This is a genomic window from Novosphingobium aquae, assembly GCF_037572715.1.
GTDB lineage: Bacteria > Pseudomonadota > Alphaproteobacteria > Sphingomonadales > Sphingomonadaceae > Novosphingobium > Novosphingobium aquae.
In genome coordinates, this window is record NZ_JBBHJY010000008.1 from 161,219 (window position 1) to 183,127 (window position 21,909).

Below are 21,909 nucleotides of genomic sequence, written 5' to 3' on the forward strand. Positions count from 1 at the left end.
AATGACCATTTCGCGCCACCTCGTAGATCCGGAACTGCTGCCCGGACTCGAACTAATACCTTCGGTCGAGTTCACTCTCGAAGACCTGCCCGCCATCCGTGAGCGCATGGCCGAGTTCACGCGGATGGGGGTCACTGAAGACCTTGCTGGCGTCAGCACAACTGAAGACTTCGTACCCTCACCCCAAGGGCACAAGGTGCGCGTGCTCATCCACCGGCCGGATAACCTGCCCCCAGCCGCGCCGGTGGTCGTCTACTCCCATGGCGGCGGCTTCCTTCTTGGTTCGGCCGAATCCATGCGGCTTTCGAACCAGCTGATGGCGCGCGATGTGCAATGCCTTGTCGTTTCGGTCGACTATCGGCTGCCTCCCGAAGTGCCACATCCGGGGCCGGTCGAAGATTGCTATGCAGCCCTGAAATGGGTGCACGATAATGCCCCATCGCTCGGTATCGACCCTACCCGGATTGCCGTTGCCGGCGAAAGTGCGGGCGGCGGGCTCGCGGCGGCAACTGCATTGCTGGCGCGTGATCGAGATGAAATATCGCTGGCATACCAGCACCTGATCTATCCGATGCTTGATGACCGCACGGGCCCGGATACAGCCAACCCCTATGCCGGAGAGTTTGTCTGGACTGCGGGCAACAACCAGCTGGGCTGGTCGGCGCTTCTAGGTGAGCCTGCCGGCGGTGAAGGCGTTTGCGGTTACGCTTCGCCTTCGCGGGCGCAAGACCTGTCCGGCCTTCCGCGCACATTCATCACTGTCGGTGCCCTGGATCTGTTTGCCGACGAAAACCTCGAATTTGCGCGCCGTCTGATGCGCGCCGGGGTGTCTACCGAACTCCACCTCTATCCCGGTGCCTATCACGGCTTTGAACTCGCCAAGGATGCCCCGGTCACCAAGTCGGCGCACGAGACGGCACTGGCCGCATTGAGGCGTGGGCTGGCACCCGCGTTCAACCCAACCTCCGAGAGCAAAGGGTCCGAATGATGCGCCTTGCAGGCAAAGTTGCCGTAATAACCGGCGCAGGCTCCGGCATGGGCAAAGCCATGGCAGAACTCTTCTCACAGGAAGGGGCAAAGGTTGTCTGTGCAGACATCAGCGGCCAGCAGGAAGCGGTCGCAGCTTCCATCGGCGACGCAGCCGTCGCGGTGCATTGCAACGTCGCCGATGAAGACGACGTGCAGCGCATGATTGCTACGGCCGAAGAACGGTTCGGCCGGCTTGATGTGCTGGTCAACAACGCCGGTTTCGGCGGCGGCATGAAGCCCCTGCATGAACAGACAACCGAAAGCTGGGATCTGGTCCACTCGGTCAACCTGCGCGGCGTGTTCTTCGGCATGAAATACGGCATCATCTCGATGCTGAAGACCGGCGGCGGCTCGATTGTGAACACCGGCTCGGCGTCGGCAGTGGTCGGTTGGAAACACCATTCCATCTATGGCGCGGCAAAGGCCGGGGTCCATCAAATGACCAAGGCGGCAGCGCTTGACTACGCAGATCACAATATCCGGGTGAACGCCATTGCTCCGGGCTCGATGTGGACCGGTCTTGTTGAAGCCTCAAAGACGATTCCGGTGCCTCCAAAGGACGGGTTCAGACTGCCCGGGATTCCGCTCGATCGTTGGGGGCTTGCAAGCGACATCGCCTATGCGGGCCTCTATCTGGCAAGCGACGAGGCGGCATACGTCACCGGCGTAATCCTGCCGGTGGATGGCGGATATTCGATAGGATTTTCGGGAATGGGCGCTGAAAACAGCGGCAAGCCAAGCAATTGAAATTTAGCCGCAAAGTCGGCGGGGAGTAAGGTCCATGCAATTGGTAAAAAGATTTCGCGATCTACTGGTTCTGATTTCGCTTGGCTCGGCGGGCCTGGCTCATGCAGCAGATACCCCGGCCGGTAATCGGCCAGCCACGGACCGGGTTACCGTCGCGGGCATAGCCGCAGCGTGCGATCCGGCAGCGGTCAAGGCAGTCGCGGCGAAGCTGCCCTATGGCATGGTAATCAAGCCGATCGCCAACGGGCCGAAACTGCCCGGTGGAACCAAATATGTCGCGGCAACCGCCCAGCGGCCGGGCTATTGCCAGGTGACAGGCAGCATTGTCACCAACCGCAAGACCGGCAAAACCGCCAACTTCCTTGCCACGCTGCCTGATGCGTGGAACCGTAAGTACCTGCAGTTCGGTTGCTTTGGTCACTGCGGCTTCTTCTCGCTCAACGACGCGGCGATGCCGCTGGTGACGATTGTTGCACAGGGCTATCCCGGCCAGATCATCGAAAAGGGCTATGCCTCGTTCGGCACTGACCAGGGCCATGAAGACCCGACGGGTGGCAACTGGGCTATCAAGGGTCCGGGCAAAGTCGATCAGGATGCGATCGACGATTTCCTCTACCGCTCGAACCTTGTGTTGGCGCGGGGTGGCAAGGCCTTTACCCGTGCGTTCTACAGCCAGGCCACCAAGCAGAAGCAGACCCTTGCCTATTCGTATTTCTGCGGTTGTTCCGGCGGCGGGCGAGATGCACTGGTGGCCGCGTCCTATTTCCCCGAGGAGTTCGACGGGATCATCGCCGGGTCACCCTATGCGAACATGGTCAACGCCGGTGTGCAGATCGCCGGCAATTACCTCGCTACCCGCCGCGCCCCCGGTGCCGACGTACCGCCCAGCCTGATCGCTCAGATCGATCCCATCGTAAAAGCGCAGTGCGACGCGGTGGACGGGGTGAAGGACGGGCTTATCCAGAACCCGGCCGCCTGCAATTTTCGCGCGGAACGCGATCTGCCGCGATGCGCCGACGACAAGCCGGGCAGCAATTGCTTCACGCTCGCTCAGGCGCAGACCATCAGTGCACACCTGACCGCCGTGACGGATGAGAACGGCAGGCTGGTGCAGCCCGGCTTTGCTGTGAGCGAAATCATGCCTGTATTCCGCGAAGGAGCGCGCCCGACCGACCTTTCCGCGCCTGTGGACTGGGACAATCCCCCCAGCCTTGGATCAATCGCAAATGCGACGCTCAAGATTTTCACCAACCGCAACGACCCGAACTTCGACACGCGGGCGATCTTCTCGTTCGCTGGTGGCGGCACCGGACCGGTAACCGACTTCCGTGCCATCGTGCCCCGCGCTGAGGTTGAGAAAGCCCATGTTGCGGTCCGCATGGGTATCGGCGACGATCCGCGTAATGTCGCGAAGTTGATCCGCCAGAACCGCAAACTGCTGATCTGGCACAATTCGAGCGACGAAAAGCTCACGCCGTACATGTCGGTGAACTATTACAAGCAACTCGCGGCCATGTACGGCGGCTATGAGAAGCTGCAGGATGACATTCGCCTGTTCATGATCCCCGGCTCCAGCCACTGCAGCATGGGCCAGCAAGGTCCCGGCAATTTCGATGCGATCGGTGCGCTCGAAGACTGGGTCGAAAAGCAGCGCGCACCCGATGCGCTGAAGGCCAGCCTTTTCAGCCACACCTCGCCGTTCATCGATCCGAGCAAGACCCCGCTGCGCACGATGCCGCTCTGTAAGTTCCCAGAGATGGCCCGCTATGATGGCAAGGGTGATGTGAAGCAGGCTTCGAGCTGGACCTGCTCGCCTTCAGACAAGCGGATGCTCGAAGTCGGCGAAAGCGGCCGTCAGGCAGGCGTGACGCAATGAACCCGCAGCTCCAGCGTTGGGTAAGTTCCGCGTCCTTTGTGGTAGCCTTGGCTACAGCGTCGGCCGGACTCGCGACCAGTGCCAAGGATCGCCCTGAACCGGGCCTTCAGGGTCAGACCATGCAGGGCGAGGCGGTCGTTCTTGCGCAGCCTTATGCGAAAGGGCTTCGCCGCATCGGCCATGATTCCATTCGTGGCCGCGATACCAATGTGCAGCTCGCGTGGGTGGACCACTGCGCTTACGTTTCAAGCACGGCAGGACCGTTTCCGATCATCGGTACGCTTAAGGGCGATCCGGCGCTGACCGGGGTTGCCGTGATTGACGTGAGCAATCCGCGCAAGCCGAAGACGGTAAAACTGCTTCGTGACCGGGGATCGGCAGCCTCGCTCGAAGTGTTGCACGCGGTTACGGCAAAAGGGCGCAAGGTGCTTATCGCCGGCGCTTATCATGGCGGCGCGCATGCGGCTGGGACATCCGGTGCAAAGGAGCACGATCCAGCCGCGCAGGGCGCCTGGCTCGATGTTTATGATGTGTCCGACTGCGCCAACCCGAAGCTGATGTCAGAAGTCGAGTGGCCGGAAAACTCGCACAGTGCGCGTCTCTCGCCGGATGGGCGGCTGGTCTATGGAACCAACCTTTCGCCGTTTACCGGCAGCGGCGGCATTCAGGTCATGGATATATCGGACTTGGCCAAGCCGCACTTCCTCGGGAAGTTCGGCGCGACAAAGGCTGACGGTTCGACATTCGAATTTGCTTCACATGAAGTTTCATTCAGCCCCGATGGCCGCCGGATGTACGCCGGGGTGAACGCTTCTCTCGGCGGGGACCTCAATATCGGCATCAAGCTGCTCCCTCCCAGCCAGAAATCGCTCGGTCCCGATGGTGGCGGTGTCTACATCTTCGACAATACAGATTTTGTCGAAGGCCGGGCCGATCCCAAGCTGAGGCTGCTCGGCACGATGCCGGGTGGTGGCTGGCACTCGGTAGTGCCTGCACGCATCGGCGGCGTAAATTATCTTGTCGGCGGAGCGGAATTGGGAGCCTGCCCCGGAACCTGGCCGCGCATCACCAATATTGCCGATGAAAAGCGCCCCTTCCTTGCCGGTGAGTTCAAGCTGGCGATGAACCAGCAAGCAAACTGCCCGGTGCCCACCGCAGCTGATCGGGCGAGTGGCGGCATAGTGCCGCCGCCAGGCACGGCAACGCTTCATTACAATGCGGTCGATAGCCCGGTCGATACCAAGCTGGGCCTGTTCAACTTCATGTGGGGAGGCCTGCGCGTCGTCGATTTGCGCAAGCCGGCACAGCCCCAGGAAGTCGCCTATTTCAAGCCTGGTGATGTTTGCACCGGCCATGTCCGATTCTTGCCGGAAAGCGGACAGATCTGGGTTGTCTGCAACGCCAGCGGCTTCCATGTCCTTGAGCTGTCACCGCGTGTGCGCGCGGAGATGCGCCGCCAGCCTCGCAAGTCCTTATAATCAGAAACGGAGCACTCCATGGTCCTCGAACGCGCCGAATTTATTGCCAGGGACGGTACTGGCGACGAGGTGGGCGAAATGCTGCGCACGCGCGGATTGCCGCTTGCCGCGACTTATACCGGCTGCCTGTCGTTCAGGGCGCTGCGCTGTGTCGAGCAGCCTGAGACTTTCCTGTTCCTTGCCGAATGGGAGTCAATCGAGGCGCACAAGGAATCGCGCCACGAACCGGCCCACGTCGAATTTCGCGAAATGCTGCTCCCCTTCGCCGCTGGAGCCCGCGAAACACTTCATTTTACCGAGCTCTGACAGGACCTGACGCCGCAGGCATACGGTACTGAGGTGACCGCCGTTGCTCTTTGCCATTGATTGGAGTTCACAATGCAATCGATGCGAAACATGATGCGCCGGGCCGTGACTGCTGGCCTTGCGGGGCTTTTGTCGGCCGGTGCGATTGCCGCCTCTTCCCCTAATTCAGAGTGGAGCAATTTCGGGCGCGATGGCAGCGAACAGCATTTCAGTCCGGTAGCCGAAATCAACACGCAGAATGTCGCTCGGCTTGGCCTTGCATGGCATCAGGGCCTGACGCCAGGTTTTACCGTCTCAACACCGGTTCAGGCGAACGGCAAGCTGTTCATTACCACCGGCCACTCGCACATCCAGGCCTTCAACGCGGCAACCGGAAGACTCTTGTGGGAGTGGGACGCCAGGACTCGCGAGATTGCCCAACTCAACCTGCACATGAGCTGGGGCAACAAGGGCATTGCATGGTCAAACGGCAAGGTCATCGTCGGGACGACTGACGGCCGCGTGATCGCGCTGGACGACCGCACCGGCAAACCCGTGTGGGAGCAGCGCCAGTACGGTCTTGGCGACATGAAGAACAATAATGGCCCGCCGCGCGTATTTGGCGGCAAGGTCATCATCGGTCACGGCGGCGCCGACATCACGCCCGAACGAGGCTACGTGACAGCCTATGACGTGAACACGGGCAAGCAGCTGTGGCGCTTCTATACTGTGCCTGGCGACCCCGCGCAGCCCGCCGCCACGAAAGCGGAACAGGTCATGCGATCGACCTGGAGCGGCTGGATGGGCGCTGATGGCAAGCGTATCGGCGGCGGCGGCACGGCATGGAATGCCTTCAGCTACGATCCGGCGCTGAACCTCATTTATATCGGCGTGGGCAATGGTTTCCCCTACAATCACAAGATGCGAAGCCCGGGCGGAGGCGACAACCTCTTCCTCGCATCGATCGTGGCCGTCGATGCCGACACCGGCGAATACAGGTGGCATTACCAGGTGTGTCCTGCCGAACAGTGGGATTGCACCGCCGTACAGGACATGACGCTCGCCGACGTAGTGATCGATGGCAAGACGCGGAAGGTCCTAATTCAGGCACCGAAGAACGGCTTCCTCTATGTGCTCGATCGCGAAACCGGCGCATTCATCTCGGCCGAGAAGATCGCCAAGGTAACATGGGCGGAAAGGATCGACGCGAACGGCAGACCAGTCGAAAATCCTGGCATCCGCTTCGAGGGCAATATGCCCTTTGAACTCTGGCCGGGGCCGCAAGGCGCGCATTCCTGGCTACCGCAAGCGTACAGCCCGCAGACCGGCCTGGTCTATCTCCCGATTATCGAGATGGGCGCGCTCATCGGCCCAGCCAAGCCTGGCGGCATGGCGCTCGGCGGAAATATAGGGGTGAGCCTGGTTGGCGATGCAGACTTGCCGGGAAGTCGCCGAAGCCTCCTGAAGGCCTGGAACCCTGTCACACAGAAACTGGCATGGCAGGTGGAACTGCCTGGCGACTGGCCCGGTGGTGTTCTGGCGACAGCGGGCGATCTGGTGTTCCAGGGCCGTATCGATGGGTATCTCGTTGCCTATGATGCTCGCACGGGCCGGCAGGTCTGGTCCTACAAGACGGCCTCGCCAGTAGTTGCGCCGCCGATATCCTACAGGATCGGCAATCGCCAGTATGTAGCTGTGATGACCGGCAGCGGATCACAGGGGGGCGGCATCCTCGCCACCGGAAACGCGCCCTACCGCACCGACTACCGCCTTCCGCGCCACCTCCTCGTTTTTGCCATCGGTGGCCGCGACAAGGTTGCTCCGGTCGATATGCGTGAGCCTGAGGCCTTGAGCGATCCAGATTTCAAACCGGACCAGGCAACGATCATGAAGGGGGCCATGGCCTTTGCAGGAAACGCCTGCATCGTCTGCCACGGCATGAATGCCATTGGCGGCGGAGCGGCACCTGACCTGCGCTGGTCGCCCATGATCCTCGATGAAACAGGCTTCCGGGCTGTGGTGAAGGAGGGTGCGCTCAAATTGGCGGGGATGCCGCCATCCAGCCAAATCTCGGATGCCGATCTGGACGCGATCAGACATTACCTGAGGCTGCGTGCGATGCAGGCACCCGCCGAACGGGAGGCTATCCGCAAGGGCATGAAGGCAAAAGCTGGCGAAATGGAGCGACCGGCTGGGTAAAGATTCGATCCCTTTGCTAGCTAAGCCAATCATTATTCAGCCTTTCTTACTTGGTCCGCCTGAATTCCTCAAGCGCCTTGCCCTCCCGCGACGCTCCCTTCGCCCATGAGCTCGGTATCGAACTCGAGGTCGACCAGGGCCTGCAACTCGATCGCGAGGATATCGCGGTCCCAGCCGGCGTTGAGCGCCAGCTTGTTGTCGGCCAGCACAGGCCCGCGCGCAGAGCATCCGGCGGCTTCGCTCGTCCAAGGGTGCCGTTGTTTGCTGGATCGCTTTGCGATCCTTTGGGAACGCAAAGGGAGTCGCCCTCGTTCCCAAACCCGAAGTAGCAGCCCCCGTGTGGCGGGCTCTCGCCCGCTGGCCCGCGCCAGAGCAGCGATTCCGGTTTTCCTTCCCCCTCCCACCCTCGCCGGAAGGCAGGCCGCATGCCGCAGGCAGCGGCTTTGCCGAGAAGGAGGAAGGGGCAAAGTTCGATCTTACCCTGCGCTACCGGGAGTGCGGAGCGGAGTGCCGCGAGGACTGGTTGCGGATGTTGGCTTGCGACAACGGCCTGCCATTGGCCGAGGTGGAGCGCGTGGCGGCGCGGTTAGGCGAGCGGGAGGATTTCGGGAAGCTGATTGACTACTGTGAGGGGCCGTTTAGATCACAAGGTCCACAATCACTGGATGCGAAAAAGTGTCTAGCAAAGGTTCAAGAGGGAGCCGTCCTTTGAACCCAGAGATGGATGCTGGGGGTACAATTGGGGGTATTTCTAAATTCAAAGAATCAGAAACATCGAATTTGCGGGCCTAAAGGTCTCTCTTTTGATTCCCTTCACCGCTCCATTTTCCTGACATTCGCACAGTTGTTAGCGCACGCCGCCGCGTGTGCCGTGCGCTGGCGATTGATTTAACTGGTCGCGCCTGCCAATGAACGCACATTGGTCAGTCCAGTGGAACATGACATGCAACACCCAGCGTCCCCGGTTCATGACCGGATCTACAAACACCTCGCCCGGCGCATCCTCGCCGAAATCATCGCGGGCAAGTACCCCGTCGGCTCGCGCCTTCCGGCTGAACGCGAACTGGCGATTATCTATGAAGTCAGCCGCCCTACCGTGCGCGAGGCGGTGATTGCGCTTGAAGTGCAGGGAATCGTCGATGTGCGCATCGGCTCGGGTGCCTATGTCGTGCGCTTGCCGAGCGAGGACGATCACCCCGGATCGCATCTTTCGGCCTTTGAACTGACCGAGGCCCGCGCGTTGATCGAGGCCGAAGCGGCGGCGCTCGCCGCGACGCTCGCCTCCGATGACGAGATCGAAGAGATCGCCGCCCACGTCGATGCCATCGCCCGCGCGGATCGCAACGCCGCCGGAGCCGAAACTGCCGACCGGGCCTTCCACCTCGCCATCGCGCGTGCTGCGCGAAACGGGGCCTTGCTCGGCGCGATCACATCGCTGTGGGACATGCGCGAGACTTCGGCCGAGGCGGCGCTGCTGCATGAAAAGGCACGTTCTGCCAATATCATGCCGGTGGTCGACGAGCATTCCGCCGTGGTCAGCGCCCTGCGCGCCCGCGACCCCGAAGCGGCGCGAGCCGCCATGCGCGGGCACCTCGCCTCGGTCCTCGAAGCCCTGCTTTTCGCCACGGAAGGCGAGGAGGGGCAGGAGGAACGTCGCACCCGCCTGCGAACGGTAGCCGGCTGATGCCGCGTCCGCTCGAACTGCACCGCGACAGGTTGCTACCCGCCGAAAGCACCACCCGCGCCATCGCTCGCGAGCTGTATGATACGGTCAAGGACCTGCCGATCGTCAGCCCGCACGGCCACACCGATCCGCAGTGGTGGGCGAGCGATGCGAATTTCGGCAATGCCACCGATCTGCTGCTGGTGCCCGATCACTACGTCTTTCGCATGCTCTATTCGCAGGGCGTGGCGATGGAAGATCTGGGTATTGGCGGGGGTGAAGTCGATCCCCGCACGGCCTGGCGATTGTTTGCCGAGCGGTATCATCTGTTCCGCGGCACCCCTTCGCGGATGTGGCTCGACTGGGTGTTTGCCGAGGCCTTTGGCATCGAATACCGGCTCGATGGCGAGACTTCGGACTTCTATTTCGACACAATCACCGATGCCCTGGCCACAGATGCCTTCCGCCCGCGTGCGCTGTTCGAGCGGTTCAATATCGAGACAATCGCGACGACCGAAAGCCCGCTCGACAGCCTTGAGCACCACGCCGCGATCCGCGCCTCGGGTTGGCAGGGCAAGGTCATCACCGCCTATCGACCGGACCCGGTGGTCGATCCCGAGTTTGAAGGCTTTCGCGATAACCTGCAGACGCTATCGAACCTGACCGGCGAGGATTGCCTGTCATGGTCCGGCTATCTCGCCGCGCATCGCCAGCGCCGTGCGTTCTTCGCCCAGAACGGCGCGACGAGCACCGACCACGGCCACCCCACCGCGCTCACCGCCGACCTCAATGCGCTTGAGGCCGAGGCCCTGTTCCGCAAGGTCAGCGCGGGCGCGTTCATCGCAGCCGAGGCGGAATTGTTTCGCGCGCAAATGCTCACCGAAATGGCGCGGATGTCGATCGATGACGGCCTTGTCATGCAGATCCACCCGGGCGCCTTCCGCAACCACAATGCGCAGGTTTTCGCGCAGTTCGGGCGCGACAAGGGCGCCGATATGCCGAGCCGTACCGAATATGTACAGGCGCTCAAACCCCTGCTCGACCGCTTCGGCAATGACCCGCGCCTGTCGATCATCCTCTTCACCCTGGACGAGAGTAGCTACGCCCGCGAACTCGCGCCGTTGGCGGGGCACTATCCGTGCCTCAAGCTCGGCCCGGCGTGGTGGTTCCATGACAGCCCCGAAGGCATGCGCCGCTTTCGCCGCATGACCACCGAAACTGCGGGCTTCTACAACACGGTCGGCTTCAACGACGATACCCGCGCCTTCCTTTCTATCCCGGCGCGGCACGATGTTGCGCGGCGGATCGACTGCGGCTTCCTTGCCGAACTGGTCGCCGAACACCGCATTGAGGATTGGGAAGCCGCCGAACTGGCGAAGGACCTGACCTACAACCTGGTGAAGCAGGCCTACAAGCTGTGAACGACCTGCGGCTGAACCCGTTTACCCTGGGCACCTTCGCGCCTGCCGACGCCGAGCGCTACGATTACGACCGCGAGGCGCAAGCGATTGGCATCGTCCACTTCGGCATTGGCGCGTTCCACCGTGCGCATCAGGCATGGTACACCGACCGCGCGATGGACGCCGGCGACCGCGACTGGGGCATCATCGGCGTCTCGCTGCGGTCGGGCGAGGTCGCGCACCAGATGAACCCGCAGGAAGGGCTCTACACCGTCACCGAACGCTCGGGCGAGGGCGCGAAAACCCGCATCATCGGCGCGGTCAGGGACGTGCTGGTCGCACCATACGAACCCGAAGCGGTAATCGCCGCGCTAGCCGCACCCAGCACCCGCATTGCCAGCTTTACCATCACCGAAAAGGGCTATTGCCGCGCCGCTGGCGGCAGCCTCGATCCGGCGCTGGCCGGGGACGAGAGCGTTTATCACTACCTTGGCCTCGGCCTGCGCCGACGCCACGATGCAGGCCTTCCCGGCCTGACGCTGATGAGCTGCGACAACCTGGCCGAGAATGGCCAGCAACTTGCCCGGCTGATGGGCGAATATCTGGCGCTGCACGATCCCGCGCTGCTGGCGTGGTTCACGGCGGAATGCACCTGCCCATCGACGATGGTCGACCGCATCGTGCCTGCAACCACGGCGGAAGACCGCGATGCCGTGGCCGAAACGCTCGACGGCCTGCGCGATGAAGCGGCAGTGATGACCGAGCCGTTCAGCCAGTGGGTGATCGAGGACAAGTTCGCACAGGGCCGACCGGCTTGGGACAAGGTCGGGGCCGAATTGGTCGAGGACGTCCGTCCTTATGAAACCGCCAAGCTCAGGATGCTCAACGGCGCCCATTCAATGCTGGCCTATGTCGGCCTCGCCCATGGTCACACCTTCGTGCACGAAGCGGTGAGCGATCCGGCGATCCGTGCCTTGGCCGAGCGGCTGATGCGCGAAGAAGCCGCGCCGACAATCGCCGCCGCGCCGGGGCAGGACTTGTCCGCCTATTCGGTTGCGCTGCTTGAACGCTTCGCCAATCCGGCGCTCAATCACCGGCTGATCCAGATCGGCATGGATGGTAGCCAGAAGATCCCGCAGCGTTGGCTGGAAACGCTGGCCGCGAACCAGCAGCAGGGCCGCGACTGTCCGGCGATCCTTGCGGGCATCGGCGGCTGGATCCGCCACCTACGCGGCGCAAACGGCCCGGTCGACGATCCGCGAGGCGCGGAACTGGCCGAAATGGCCGGGCGCGCGGACTGCGTGACAGGGCTCTTCGGTCAGGGCGGGGCCATGGCCTCCCAATGGCATCCGGACGCAGCCGATGTACTGGCTATTGAAGCAGGTTTCTGAAGCCGCTTAGCCCGCGTCCTCGGCAAGGGTGTGGGCGACGATGGCATTGGCATGACCATGCCCCATGCCGTGCTGGTCCTTCAGCAGGCTCACCAGTTCCATGTGCTTGGCGGGTAGCGCGGCGCGCACCACGGCCTGCCACTCGGAAATCGGGCGGCCGTACTTCTTCTCGATTGAAGGAAAGTAGGAGGCGGGGCCTTTGACCTTCTCTTCGCCCACCATGCCTTACCCCTGCGTAGCGATGTAGCGGATGGCGGCTGCATAGCCCTCGGCGCCGAGACCCGAAATGATCCCGGTCACTGCGGCGGTCATGATCGTGTTCTTGCGCCATTCCTCCTCGCGGCGGTGCACGTTGGAAATGTGCACTTCCACCACCGGGCATTCGACCATCTTGAGCGCATCGAGGATCGGATAGGCGGCATAGGAGAAGGCGGCGGGATTGATGACGATCCCGGCCAGCCCCTTGCGGTGCTGCTGGAGCCATTCGACCATTTCGCCTTCGTGGTTGGTCTGGCGGAAATCGATGGCATGACCGGTTGGCTCGGCAGCCTTGCGGCATAGCGCCTCGATATCGGCGAGCGTCGTGCTGCCGTAGATCTCTGGCTCGCGCTCGCCCAGCAGGTTGAGGTTGGGTCCGTTGAGGACGAGGATCGTGCCGGCCATCTTGTCGAAAACTCCCTGTGCCCTCGCGGCCTTAGGGCAATTGGCGGCTCAAGGGAATCCCCGAGGAGTTGCGCCGCGCGCCATAGGCGGCAACGACTTCTGCCAGCACAGACAGCGCCAGCGTTTCGGGATCGCGCGCCGAGGGGATCAGGCCGATGGGACCGTGGATGCGCGATGACAGCTCGGCTGGAACGCCCGCCTCGGCCAGCGCGACAAGGCGGCGGGCGTGGGTGGTGCGGCTGCCCATGGCGCCGATCCACAGGTGCGGTTGCGGCAAGGCCCGGGCGAGCAGCGGTACTTCCCAGTCGTGGTCGTGGAACAGCAACACCAGCGCCGACCATGGATCGAGGTCGAGCGGCACGGGCGAGGTGGGGGTCTTGATTGGGACTACGCCTAGCTGGCTGGCAAGGCGCTCGTCCGGGGTGATGACTTCTACCACCGCGCCCCATGCACCGGTCTGCCGGGCAAGGGCTTCGACTTCCTCGCCGTGGCCAGCAATTATCATGCGAAGTGGCGGATCGAGGCGGAGATGGAACTTGGCATCCTGCCACCCGGACCGGGTCCGGGAATTCGCTGCGTGCAGCACAAGCGCGCCATCTGTTCCGGCCGCAAGCACTATAGGCTGGCGATCAGTAAGTCGCGCGATGGTCCCGGCGATGGCGGCAGCATCGGGCTGCGGCACAATCAGTAGGTCGATCCCCGATCCACAGGGCAAGCGGATGTCGATCAACGGCGAGCCCGCGCCGATCCGGAGTACTTTCGCCTTTCCGTTTTCGATCACGCGGCGGGCCTCGCCGGCAATCGCCGCTTCGGTGCAGCCGCCCGACAGCGAGCCGCACCAGTGCCCCGCCTCGCTCACGCCCATCAGCGTGCCGGTGCCGCGCGCCGCGCCGCCTTCGACGGCGGTGAGCACGATCAGCGCCGTACGTTCACCGCGCGCGGCGGCGTTGTGCAGGTAAGTCAGGACGGTGAGGGGTGTTGCCATGCGGCGGGCTTAGCCGCTCAACCCGCCGGATTGAAGGGTTCGCGCAAATTCACCAAGGGGCGGCGATAGGACGGATCGTCCGTGTTGCGGCTGGAGACGCCGTTCTTCTCGATTCCCGGCACGTCGGCGAAGGGGATCGGCATCGGCGGCGGCAGGCAGCCCCATTCGATGATATTGGTGCGCAGCGCGATTTTCCATTCACCGTTCCTGCGCTCGAGCCGGTCGATATAGCGCCCGCCGGCCATCCACAGGCTCTCGTCGCGGTTGCGGCCGACGAAAATGTAATAGCATTCCGAATGGGCCGTATCGCCGTCGATATCGACTGTCTGGTTGAGCAGCGAGTGGTGCGTGACGATTTGCCCGGCTTCATGCATCGGCACGGCCCAGTCCCAGCAGCCTACCACATCGCCCACGTAAGGTCCGGCGGCCATTTCGGCGTCGCCCCAGAAGGCGGAGAGGTAAAGCTCGCGGTCGAAACGGTCCATACCGCGCGAAAAGCGGGTCAGACAGTCGGTAATCTCGATGCGGTCGGCGGCGTATTCGAGGCGCTTGAGGCGGGCTTCGTCCATGTCATTGTCCTCCTATCGGCTGCCAGATCGGCTCGCCGCGCGCGGCGCGGGCTGAGGGAATGACACTGCCGTCAATGTCGGTGAGACCATATTCCATCGCCAGTTCTGTGGTGATGAATTCGCCGCCGGAGCACTTCATGACGTCTGGATCGGCGGCCAGTGCGGCCACGACGCGGCCTGGATGTTCGACCGAGGACCCCGTCATCGTGGTGATCGATGTGGTCATCTTGTCCGCCATTTTCGCCATGTTATCAACGGCCTTTTCCGTCAGGGTCAGGCCCTGCCAGAGGGTAACCGCGGCGACATTATGCGGCGCGAGTTCGACCGCCATGTCGCGGGTCATGCGGCCGACCGCGGTTTTCGACGTGCCGAAGATCACGCCATAGGTGTAAGTCGTTGCGGCGAAACCGGAAATTGCGACGATCAACCCTGATCCCTGCGGCGCCATGATTTTTGCGGCGTGCCAGGCGGCGACGTAGTTGGACTTCACGCCAACGTCCCACATCTCCAGGTTGGAGAGCGGCTTTTCCCAGAAACCCTTGGGTTCCAGCAGATCATCGGACAAGGCGAAGGCGTTGTTGACTAGGATATCGAGCCGGCCTTCATCCCGCGCGATCCGCTCGAACAGCGCCGCCACCGCCGCGTCATCGCCGTGGTCGCAGGCAACTGCAACGCCGCTGCCACCGCTCTGCAAGCCGCGTGCATCGCATTCGCTTGCCGTGGAGCCGACTGTGCCGGGGAGGTAGTAGTCACCCTCGTTCACGGTGCGCCCGGTGACGTAGACTCGCGCGCCCTGTTCGGCGAGGACGAGGGCGATTCCCTTGCCGATGCCGCGGCTGGCACCGGTGACCAGTGCGACCTTACCTGCGAGTGGAGATGCCATCACAATCCTCTGCCAGAAGCCTTGCCGGTTTCTAGCTTGCCGAGGCTCCATGTCGAGTGCGCCCCGGCGATACTGCTGCGGGCCGGAAGCACGCATGCCGCCGGCCCGCAGGGGATTTTCGGATTGTCAGGTCAGCGCCCGAAAACGCCGATCAAAGTTCAGGTGCGCGGAGCACCCCGGCTGCCGCCAATGCCGCCACCAAAGCCGCCGCCCGAACGTCGCTGGCCGCCCGAGTTGTTGCCTCCAGTGCGGTTGCCTTCGGGGCTGCGATGAACGCGCGGGGCATCCTGCGGGCGGGCCGGACGGCGTTCGCCATCGCTGCGCGCTTCGGGACGGGGACCACGGTTATCAGGACGCGGGCCACGGTTGTCACTGCGCGGTGCCGGACGGTCGCCTTGCGGACGTTCGCTGCGGCCTTCGCCTTCGTGACCGAAGTTGGCCGGGCTCCAGCTGGAGCCGCCACCCTGGGCCGGACGGCGCTCGCGGCGGTCATCACGGGTTTCGTCGCGGCGACCTTCCGGACGCGGAGCGGATTCGCCCCGGCCGCGGCGATGCTGGCGATCGGAATCGCGATCACCGCCGGGACGACCGGCGCCACCCGAACGGCCACCATCACTGCGGCCACCGCCCGAACGACCACCGCCACCAATGCCGCGACCACCACCGCCACGGCCCTGACGCGGGCTCGGATCGGTAGGTTCGGTGCGCTTGGCAGGGGCCGGCAGACGCGCGGCTTCGGCCATGAAATTGTCCGGCAGCGGCATCGGCATCAGCTTGATCTGGGTCAGCTTCTCGATGTCGCGCAGGTAGGGCTTCTCGTCGGGAGCGACGAAGCTGACAGCAACGCCATCTGCGCCGGCACGCGCGGTGCGCCCGATGCGGTGGACGTACTGTTCGGCCACGTTGGGCATTTCATAGTTGAACACGTGGCTCACGCCGGTCACGTCGATGCCGCGCGCGGCAATGTCGGTGGCGACGAGGACCGGGCATGCCCCCTGCCGGAAAGCGTTGAGTGCGGCGGTGCGCTGGGCCTGACTCTTGTTGCCGTGGATCGCCGCAGCGGTCACACCGGCCGAGTGCAGGTGGCGGACCACGCGGTCAGCGCCGTGCTTGGTGCGGGTGAACACCAGTGCGCGGTCGATCTTCTGCTGGCCTTCCGTCTCGGCAAGCCCTGCACGCAGCTTGAGCGTCAGGAGCGACTGCTTTTCCGCCTGGTTGATGAAGGTGACGAACTGGTCGACGCGTTCAGCCGTGGTCGCCTGCGGCGTTACTTCGACGCGCACCGGGTTGTTGATGAACTGCTTGCCCAGATCGGCAATCGCCTTGGGCATGGTTGCCGAGAAGAACAGGCTCTGCCGTTCCTTGGGCAGCATCGCCGCAACGCGCTTCAGCGGCACGATGAAGCCAAGGTCCATCATCTGGTCGGCTTCGTCGAGCACGAAGATCTCGACATTGCGCAGCGTCAGGGCGCGCTGGTCGATCAGGTCGAGCAGGCGGCCCGGCGTGGCGACCAGCACGTCACAGCCGGCAACCAGTGCGCGGCTCTGCTTGCCGACGGGGATGCCGCCGAACACGCACTGCACAGAAAGGTTCAGGTACTTGGCATAGCCGCGCATGTTCTCGGCAATCTGTGCAGCGAGTTCGCGGGTCGGCGAAAGCACCAGCATCCGGCACGAAGCCGGGCTGCGCGGCTTGGGATTGGCGGCCAGGCGGTGAAGCGAGGGGAGAGAGAAGGCAGCGGTCTTGCCGGTGCCGGTCTGCGCGATGCCGAGGAGGTCGCGGCCTTCGAGCAGGGCGGGAATTGCCTGCTTCTGGATCGGCGTGGGATCGGAATAGCCCTTGGTTTCAAGCGCACGGAGCAAGGGCTCGGCAAGGCCAAGGTCAGAAAAATAGGACATGGTATTCTTTCAATATGGAGCTTGGCGCACGCACGGGTACCGTGCATGCGAAGCGAGGGTTCGTTTCGATGCGACCCTGCGTGAAAAAGGAAGCTTCCAGCGATTTCGGCTATCGAAGGTCCGGGCAGGTTCAGCGATGAAAACGCGAACCTCACGCTGCCGGGACCGCGCCGGGGAGGACCCGCGCGCCGATTGCTGGGGGGGGATATAGGGAACGTTGCCGGGAAAAGCAAGATAATTGCGTGGGGGCAGAGATGCGCGGCAATCCTCAGCACTCACCTTCGCCAGATTTGGCCAGAGCCAGCCAAGACGTGGCGTTAGCGAAGCGACACATCTGGGCCAATCCGCCTGCCCGCCGATTGCATGACTGGTTCTGTCAGCTTGGTGCTATGGTCAGAGCGCCCTGCGAGTCTAAAGACGGCGTGACAGGCTACCGGGTATGGCTCTCGATCCGCGAGTCTCCGGTCTCCGAAGGCTTCGGCCATGGAATTTTTTACGCCAGTTTTGCCAGAGAACTCCAGCAGCCTTGGAATGGCGCTGGTTGTTTCGTCCGCCATGCCCCTTCTGTTGCTCGACGATAAGCTTGTTGTTCAAGCAGCCAGTGAAACGTTTTGCCGAGCCTTTGACTTGCGGATTGATGCCGTGGTCGGGCAATCGCTGTTCGCACTGGGCAACGGCGAATGGGACAGACCGCAGTTGCGCTCGCTAATCGAGGCAACGGCCAGCGGCCGCGCGGCAATCGACGCTTACGAATTCGTGCTGAAGCGCGGAGGCAAACCCGATCGCATCCTGATCCTGAATGCCCACGCGCTGGACCATGAGGCAAACGCTGCCATCCGGCTGGTCCTTGCTGTCACCGACATCACGGCAATCCGCGATTCCGAATCTGCGGCTCGTGCCCTGGTAGAGAAGAACGATTCGCTGATCCGCGAAAAGCAGGTCCTGCTGCAGGAACTGAACCACCGCGTCGCCAACAGCCTGCAGATCATTGCGAGCATCCTGATGCAGCGCGTGAAACGGTCACAGTCAGAGGAAACGCGCGATCACCTGCGCGATGCCCACCACCGGGTCTTGTCGATTGCCACGCTGCAACGGCTGTTGGCGTCGAACGCCAACGGCGATGTCGCTCTGCTGCCCTACCTGACAGACCTGTGCGCCAGTATTGGCGCATCGATGATTGCCGATCCAAGAAAATTGACGCTGAATGTCACAGCCGATGCCAGTTCGATGAGCCCGGATCAGTCGGTCAGCCTGGGGCTGATTGTCACAGAACTGGCGATCAACGCACTCAAGCATGCATTCCCCGATACCGATCAGGACCACTGTCACATTGGTGTGGCCTTTGCCGCCAGCACATCTGGTTGGGTCCTGACCGTATCTGACAATGGCTGCGGGATGCCGGATGATCCTGCCAAGGCCAAATCCGGCCTTGGTACCGGCATCGTCAATGCCCTCGCCGGGCAGCTGGCGGCAACAGTTGCCGTCACCGATAACCATCCCGGGACCAATGTGACCGTGTCGCATGCTGGAGCCAGTGTTCGGGAATCCTCAACCGCGCTAGGAACTTTCGTTTCGAACCTTCCCGTTGAGGGCTAGGTCCCTGACGAAAATGTTGTGACGTCCAGTCCCGGCGGCGCTCTGAAGATACATTTCTTGACATCGAAGCAAGTACCGGGGCCTTTGGTCAGATCGCTTTCGCTGACCCATGCGGTCCTTTGCGGCCTTGGTATCACGTTCGGTGCCGGCATCTACGTGCTGGTGGGCGTTGCCGTTGCCGGGTTGGTCTCAAGTCTTTTGCTCATGGCCTTCGCGCTCATCGACTAGGCGCGTTACCCTGCCTTCGCCGCGCCCCTGAAGGCGCGTCGCGGCCGCGAAGTGTTACTCATCGCGCGGAAAATCGAAGGTCACGACGAGGCCGTGCGAAAGCCAATCCACGCTCGCCGTGCCGTCGCGGGCCTTGACGATGCGGGTGACGAGATTGAGGCCTTGTCCGCCCGGTCGGCTCTGCCCGGAAACCGGTACGGCAGAGTCCTCCTTCCAGACGACCTTCAGCCGCTCGCCCTGGATATGGGCGCTGACGTCAATGGTGCCGCCCTGCAGCAGCGCGCCGTGTTTGGCGGAATTGACCGCGAGTTCGCCCAGAACCAGCGCAATGGCATCGGCCTGCTCGCGCGAAACCGCGTGGTTCGCGATCTGTCCGGTCGTTATCCTGCATGAAGGCATGTCAAACGGCTGGACGAGGGCCGGGATCAGGACCGAAAGATCCCCCGGCGCATCACCGGAGACGAAGAGCGACTGCGCGGCGCTCAGCGCGATCAGGCGCGACTGCATTTCCTTGGCAAAGGTTTCGACAACGCCGTGTCCGCGGCCAAAGCCAACCATCAGGCTGCCGATCATGGCGTAGGTATTGCGCAAGCGGTGCCGCATTTCCTCGGCCGCGATTCGCAAGGCCTGCCGTTGCAACTCAACTTCGGTAATGTCGCGGGAAATGGCGAGGAAACCGGCCGGCGCGCCGTCGATGTCCTTCACGGCGGTTACGGTGACATTCCACCACCGTTGCGATCCCTTCATCGTCGGGCAGAACGCATCGAAGCGAACGACGTTGCCAAGGCTGGCCGAAGGGAGCGCATCGAGCACTTGCTGGCGCGTGTCATCCGGCCAGAAGGTAGCCCATGGAAGACCGCAGACAGCGGCGGAATCGTCGATCTCCATGGCGCATAGGCCGTTGGGGTTCATCCACTGGACGGTGCCCTCGAGGTCAATGAGCTTCACGCAGTCAACGCTCTGCGCGAGGACGTTCGAGAGAGCTTCGGCGGAAAGTGCGGCCGAACTAAGCATGGTGATTACCGATGGGAAAACCTCAGATTTGCCCTTGGTGTATGGCTTAATCCGAAGGGCCGCAAGCGGTCGGCCGTTCGCAGGGTAATTGCACGGCCGGAGCAATCGGTTAGGGTAGGGCGATGATGCACAAGCCCAAGCCCAAGCTGTTCGCCGCCGTAACCCTGGCCTTTGTTTTCTCCATCGCCCCTGCGCTCGCTGCGCCGCCGTCTTCTGCCGAACGGGTGATGATTTCCACGGTCGATGCGGAAGCGGCGCGGCACCTCGCCTTGCTGGAACGCATGGTCAACCAGAACAGCGGTACCCGCAATCTGGATGGCGTGCGCAAGGTGCGCGACATGCTGGTGCCCGAGTTCGAGGCGCTGGGCTTTACCACCCGCTGGATCGCGCAGGACGGAGTCAACCGCGCGGGGCATCTGCACTTCGAGCACAAGGGCAAGAAGGGCACCAAGCGGTTGCTGTTGATCGGGCACCTCGACACGGTGTTCGAGCCGGATCATCCCTTCCAGAAGTTCGAACGGCTGGACGCCAATACAGTGAAGGGCCCCGGCGTGGGCGATGACAAGGGCGGGATCGTCACCATCCTCTCGGCTTTGCGCGCCATGGACAAGGCAGGGACGCTCAAAGGGGCGAACATCGAGGTGGCGCTGACCGGCGACGAGGAAGAGGCGGGGCTGCCGCTGACGATCAGCCGCGCCGACCTGATCGCGGCGGGCAAGCGCGCCGATGCCGCGCTCGATTTCGAAGGGCTGGTGGTGTCGGACGGCAAGGACATGGGCTCCGTCGCGCGGCGCTCGGCGGGGAACTGGAAAGTGACCGTGACCGCGAAGAGCGGCCATTCGAGCGGGATCTTCTCCGCCGGATCGGGCGAGGGGGCGATCTATCCGCTGGCCAATATCCTCAGCGCCTTTCGCAAGGAACTGCCCGAGCCGAACCTGACCTTCAACGTGGGCATGGTGGCGGGCGGGGCTTCGGCCAGCCTCTCGCCCAACGATGCCAATGCCGAGGCGAGTGGCAAGACCAACATCATCCCCGCACAGGCCATCGCGCGCGGCGATATGCGCGCGCTGAGCCGCGAATCGATCGAACGGACGCTGGCGAAGATGCGCGCCATCGTGGCGCGGCCGTTCAATGGCGGATCGGCCACGTTCGAGTTCGAGGACAAGTACCCGCCGATGGCGCCGACGCCCGGGAACGAGGCGCTGCTGGCGAAGCTCAACGGGGTCAACGCCTCGCTGGGGCTTGAGGCCATGGCGGCGCTCGATCCGCTGAAGCGCGGGGCAGGGGACGTGTCGTTCGTCGCTGCCGACGTTGACAGTCTTGCCGGCCTCGGCCCAGCGAGCAGCGGCGATCATACGGCTGCCGAGACGGTCAACGTGCCCTCAATCTGGCGGCAGGCGAAGCGCGCGGCGTTGCTGATGACGCGGCTTTCGCGCGAGAAGTCGGCGCGCTAATGGCCGACCTTGCGGCCGTTTCCGCCGGGGTTAGGCAGCTCTACGCGCGCTATACCGATGCGGTGTGGCGGGGGGATGCGGAGAGCTTTGCCGCCTGCTTTGCGGCTGACGGCGAATGGCGGATTTCCGGCCTGACGATGACGGGCCGGCAGGAAATCGCGGCCACCATTGGCCGGATTTTTGACCGGATGCACCGGGTGCTGTTCACTTACGGCGATCCGGTCTTGTCGCTGGTTGACGGCGAATGGTGCGCGCGGGTGATGGTCAATGAACGTGTCGCCTGGGCCGATGGGCGGACCAACATTTCGATCGGGCGCTATTACGAACGGCTGGTCGATGATGCGGGCGAGTGGCGCTTTGGCTGGCGTCTGTTCGAGCTGCATTACCGGGGTGCGCCGGATCTGACAGGCGAGTGGTTCGATCACCCCGACCCCGGCCCGCCTCCCGCCATGCCGCCGCGCGATGCCCTGGCGCTCGACACCAGCATGGCGGGGTGGAAGCTGGGCACGACGACGGCATAGCGATGCTGATCACCTGTTCAGCATTTTCGT

The 21,909-nt window shown here is 63.2% G+C and carries 20 protein-coding genes and 1 pseudogene; 13 read left to right on the plus strand and 8 right to left on the minus strand.

Features of this window, described 5'->3' with window-relative positions; translation table 11 throughout:
- Position 1 precedes the first annotated feature (1 nt).
- The 6 genes from WG900_RS15595 (at position 2) to WG900_RS15620 (ending at position 7,614) form a co-directional block, all read left to right on the plus strand.
- Positions 2-988 carry an alpha/beta hydrolase gene (locus WG900_RS15595; protein WP_339968482.1) on the plus strand — a complete coding sequence of 329 codons (987 nt, stop codon included), beginning with the start codon at positions 2-4 and terminating at the stop codon, positions 986-988.
- Positions 985-1,776 carry an SDR family NAD(P)-dependent oxidoreductase gene (locus WG900_RS15600; RefSeq protein WP_339968484.1) on the plus strand — a complete coding sequence of 264 codons (792 nt, stop codon included), beginning with the start codon at positions 985-987 and terminating at the stop codon, positions 1,774-1,776. The genes WG900_RS15595 and WG900_RS15600 overlap by 4 nt, the downstream gene beginning before the upstream one ends.
- Positions 1,777-1,810: 34 nt before the next feature.
- Positions 1,811-3,652 (plus strand): tannase/feruloyl esterase family alpha/beta hydrolase, encoded by a 1,842-nt coding sequence (locus WG900_RS15605; protein WP_339968486.1) that lies wholly within the window; start codon positions 1,811-1,813, stop codon positions 3,650-3,652.
- Positions 3,653-3,690: 38 nt separating this feature from the next.
- Positions 3,691-5,130, plus strand: coding sequence for an LVIVD repeat-containing protein (locus WG900_RS15610; RefSeq protein ID WP_339968621.1), 1,440 nt, complete (start codon positions 3,691-3,693; stop codon positions 5,128-5,130).
- An 18-nt stretch (positions 5,131-5,148) separates the two neighbouring features.
- Positions 5,149-5,436, plus strand: a complete 288-nt coding sequence (locus WG900_RS15615; protein WP_339968488.1) for a putative quinol monooxygenase — start codon at positions 5,149-5,151, stop codon at positions 5,434-5,436.
- Between the two features lie 72 nt (positions 5,437-5,508).
- Entirely contained in the window at positions 5,509-7,614 is a 2,106-nt protein-coding gene (locus WG900_RS15620) for an outer membrane protein assembly factor BamB family protein (protein WP_339968490.1), read from the plus strand.
- 68 nt (positions 7,615-7,682) lie between these two features.
- Here WG900_RS15620 and WG900_RS15625 read toward each other — a convergent pair whose 3' ends face one another.
- A complete protein-coding gene (locus WG900_RS15625) occupies positions 7,683-7,823 on the minus strand; it encodes a hypothetical protein (RefSeq protein WP_339968492.1) in 141 nt (46 codons plus the stop codon).
- Between the two features lie 734 nt (positions 7,824-8,557).
- Here WG900_RS15625 and WG900_RS15630 point away from each other — a divergent pair.
- Genes WG900_RS15630 through WG900_RS15640 form a run of 3 tightly spaced genes read left to right on the plus strand, consistent with a single transcriptional unit; the run spans position 8,558 to position 12,068 of the window.
- Complete coding sequence (locus WG900_RS15630) at positions 8,558-9,298, plus strand: FadR/GntR family transcriptional regulator (RefSeq protein ID WP_339968494.1); 741 nt, start codon at positions 8,558-8,560, stop codon at positions 9,296-9,298.
- Complete coding sequence (uxaC, locus tag WG900_RS15635; protein WP_339968496.1) at positions 9,298-10,698, plus strand: glucuronate isomerase; 1,401 nt, start codon at positions 9,298-9,300, stop codon at positions 10,696-10,698. The genes WG900_RS15630 and uxaC overlap by 1 nt, the downstream gene beginning before the upstream one ends.
- Positions 10,695-12,068 carry a mannitol dehydrogenase family protein gene (locus WG900_RS15640; RefSeq protein WP_339968498.1) on the plus strand — a complete coding sequence of 458 codons (1,374 nt, stop codon included), beginning with the start codon at positions 10,695-10,697 and terminating at the stop codon, positions 12,066-12,068. Before uxaC ends, WG900_RS15640 begins: the two co-directional genes overlap by 4 nt.
- A gap of 6 nt (positions 12,069-12,074) precedes the next feature.
- Here WG900_RS15640 and WG900_RS15645 read toward each other — a convergent pair whose 3' ends face one another.
- The 6 genes and pseudogenes from WG900_RS15645 to WG900_RS15670 all read right to left on the minus strand — a co-directional run.
- Positions 12,075-12,290 (minus strand): DUF4287 domain-containing protein, encoded by a 216-nt coding sequence (locus WG900_RS15645; RefSeq protein WP_339968500.1) that lies wholly within the window; start codon positions 12,288-12,290, stop codon positions 12,075-12,077.
- Positions 12,291-12,293: 3 nt separating this feature from the next.
- Positions 12,294-12,731 (minus strand): type II 3-dehydroquinate dehydratase, encoded by a 438-nt coding sequence (locus tag WG900_RS15650; protein WP_339968503.1) that lies wholly within the window; start codon positions 12,729-12,731, stop codon positions 12,294-12,296.
- Between the two features lie 31 nt (positions 12,732-12,762).
- On the minus strand, positions 12,763-13,716 hold the full coding sequence (locus WG900_RS15655) for an XdhC family protein (RefSeq protein WP_339968505.1): 954 nt from the start codon (positions 13,714-13,716) through the stop codon (positions 12,763-12,765).
- Positions 13,717-13,733: 17 nt separating this feature from the next.
- The gene (locus WG900_RS15660; RefSeq protein WP_339968508.1) at positions 13,734-14,285 is read right to left on the minus strand and encodes a nuclear transport factor 2 family protein; all 552 of its coding nucleotides are present in this window, start codon (positions 14,283-14,285) and stop codon (positions 13,734-13,736) included.
- Between the two features lies 1 nt (position 14,286).
- Positions 14,287-15,168, minus strand: a complete 882-nt coding sequence (locus tag WG900_RS15665; protein ID WP_339968510.1) for an SDR family NAD(P)-dependent oxidoreductase — start codon at positions 15,166-15,168, stop codon at positions 14,287-14,289.
- Between the two features lie 458 nt (positions 15,169-15,626).
- Positions 15,627-17,066 (minus strand): annotated as a pseudogene (locus tag WG900_RS15670) (DEAD/DEAH box helicase); the annotation flags it as partial.
- A gap of 555 nt (positions 17,067-17,621) precedes the next feature.
- Between WG900_RS15670 and WG900_RS15675 the strand changes: the two are divergent.
- Together WG900_RS15675 and WG900_RS15680 are read left to right on the plus strand one after the other, a co-directional pair.
- A complete protein-coding gene (locus tag WG900_RS15675; RefSeq protein ID WP_339968516.1) occupies positions 17,622-18,662 on the plus strand; it encodes a sensor histidine kinase in 1,041 nt (346 codons plus the stop codon).
- Positions 18,663-18,746: 84 nt separating this feature from the next.
- Positions 18,747-18,890: a hypothetical protein gene (locus WG900_RS15680; protein ID WP_339968518.1), complete on the plus strand. Its 144-nt coding sequence runs from the start codon at positions 18,747-18,749 to the stop codon at positions 18,888-18,890.
- Positions 18,891-18,944: 54 nt separating this feature from the next.
- Here the strand turns inward: WG900_RS15680 and WG900_RS15685 are convergent, their stop codons facing one another.
- Positions 18,945-19,904: a sensor histidine kinase gene (locus WG900_RS15685; RefSeq protein WP_339968520.1), complete on the minus strand. Its 960-nt coding sequence runs from the start codon at positions 19,902-19,904 to the stop codon at positions 18,945-18,947.
- Positions 19,905-20,026: 122 nt separating this feature from the next.
- On the opposite strand from WG900_RS15685, the gene WG900_RS15690 reads away from it, so the two are divergent.
- Complete coding sequence (locus tag WG900_RS15690; protein ID WP_417598163.1) at positions 20,027-21,358, plus strand: M20/M25/M40 family metallo-hydrolase; 1,332 nt, start codon at positions 20,027-20,029, stop codon at positions 21,356-21,358.
- The gene (locus tag WG900_RS15695) at positions 21,358-21,879 is read left to right on the plus strand and encodes a nuclear transport factor 2 family protein (protein ID WP_339968525.1); all 522 of its coding nucleotides are present in this window, start codon (positions 21,358-21,360) and stop codon (positions 21,877-21,879) included. The genes WG900_RS15690 and WG900_RS15695 overlap by 1 nt, the downstream gene beginning before the upstream one ends.
- The last annotated feature ends 30 nt before the right edge of the window (positions 21,880-21,909 follow it).

What these genes read in the sequence shown, in the direction of transcription:
- WG900_RS15595 (WP_339968482.1), top strand. Translation starts at nt 2, where the DNA reads ATGACCATTTCGCGCCACCTCGTAGATCCGGAACTGCTGCCCGGACTC.
- WG900_RS15600 (WP_339968484.1), top strand. Translation starts at nt 985, where the DNA reads ATGATGCGCCTTGCAGGCAAAGTTGCCGTAATAACCGGCGCAGGCTCC.
- WG900_RS15605 (WP_339968486.1), top strand. Translation starts at nt 1,811, where the DNA reads ATGCAATTGGTAAAAAGATTTCGCGATCTACTGGTTCTGATTTCGCTT.
- WG900_RS15615 (WP_339968488.1), top strand. Translation starts at nt 5,149, where the DNA reads ATGGTCCTCGAACGCGCCGAATTTATTGCCAGGGACGGTACTGGCGAC.
- WG900_RS15620 (WP_339968490.1), top strand. Translation starts at nt 5,509, where the DNA reads ATGCAATCGATGCGAAACATGATGCGCCGGGCCGTGACTGCTGGCCTT.
- WG900_RS15630 (WP_339968494.1), top strand. Translation starts at nt 8,558, where the DNA reads ATGCAACACCCAGCGTCCCCGGTTCATGACCGGATCTACAAACACCTC.
- uxaC (WP_339968496.1), top strand. Translation starts at nt 9,298, where the DNA reads ATGCCGCGTCCGCTCGAACTGCACCGCGACAGGTTGCTACCCGCCGAA.
- WG900_RS15645 (WP_339968500.1), bottom strand. Translation starts at nt 12,290, where the DNA reads ATGGTGGGCGAAGAGAAGGTCAAAGGCCCCGCCTCCTACTTTCCTTCA.
- WG900_RS15650 (WP_339968503.1), bottom strand. Translation starts at nt 12,731, where the DNA reads ATGGCCGGCACGATCCTCGTCCTCAACGGACCCAACCTCAACCTGCTG.
- WG900_RS15655 (WP_339968505.1), bottom strand. Translation starts at nt 13,716, where the DNA reads ATGGCAACACCCCTCACCGTCCTGACTTACCTGCACAACGCCGCCGCG.
- WG900_RS15660 (WP_339968508.1), bottom strand. Translation starts at nt 14,285, where the DNA reads ATGGACGAAGCCCGCCTCAAGCGCCTCGAATACGCCGCCGACCGCATC.
- WG900_RS15665 (WP_339968510.1), bottom strand. Translation starts at nt 15,168, where the DNA reads ATGGCATCTCCACTCGCAGGTAAGGTCGCACTGGTCACCGGTGCCAGC.
- WG900_RS15675 (WP_339968516.1), top strand. Translation starts at nt 17,622, where the DNA reads ATGCCCCTTCTGTTGCTCGACGATAAGCTTGTTGTTCAAGCAGCCAGT.
- WG900_RS15685 (WP_339968520.1), bottom strand. Translation starts at nt 19,904, where the DNA reads ATGCTTAGTTCGGCCGCACTTTCCGCCGAAGCTCTCTCGAACGTCCTC.
- WG900_RS15690 (WP_417598163.1), top strand. Translation starts at nt 20,027, where the DNA reads ATGATGCACAAGCCCAAGCCCAAGCTGTTCGCCGCCGTAACCCTGGCC.
- WG900_RS15695 (WP_339968525.1), top strand. Translation starts at nt 21,358, where the DNA reads ATGGCCGACCTTGCGGCCGTTTCCGCCGGGGTTAGGCAGCTCTACGCG.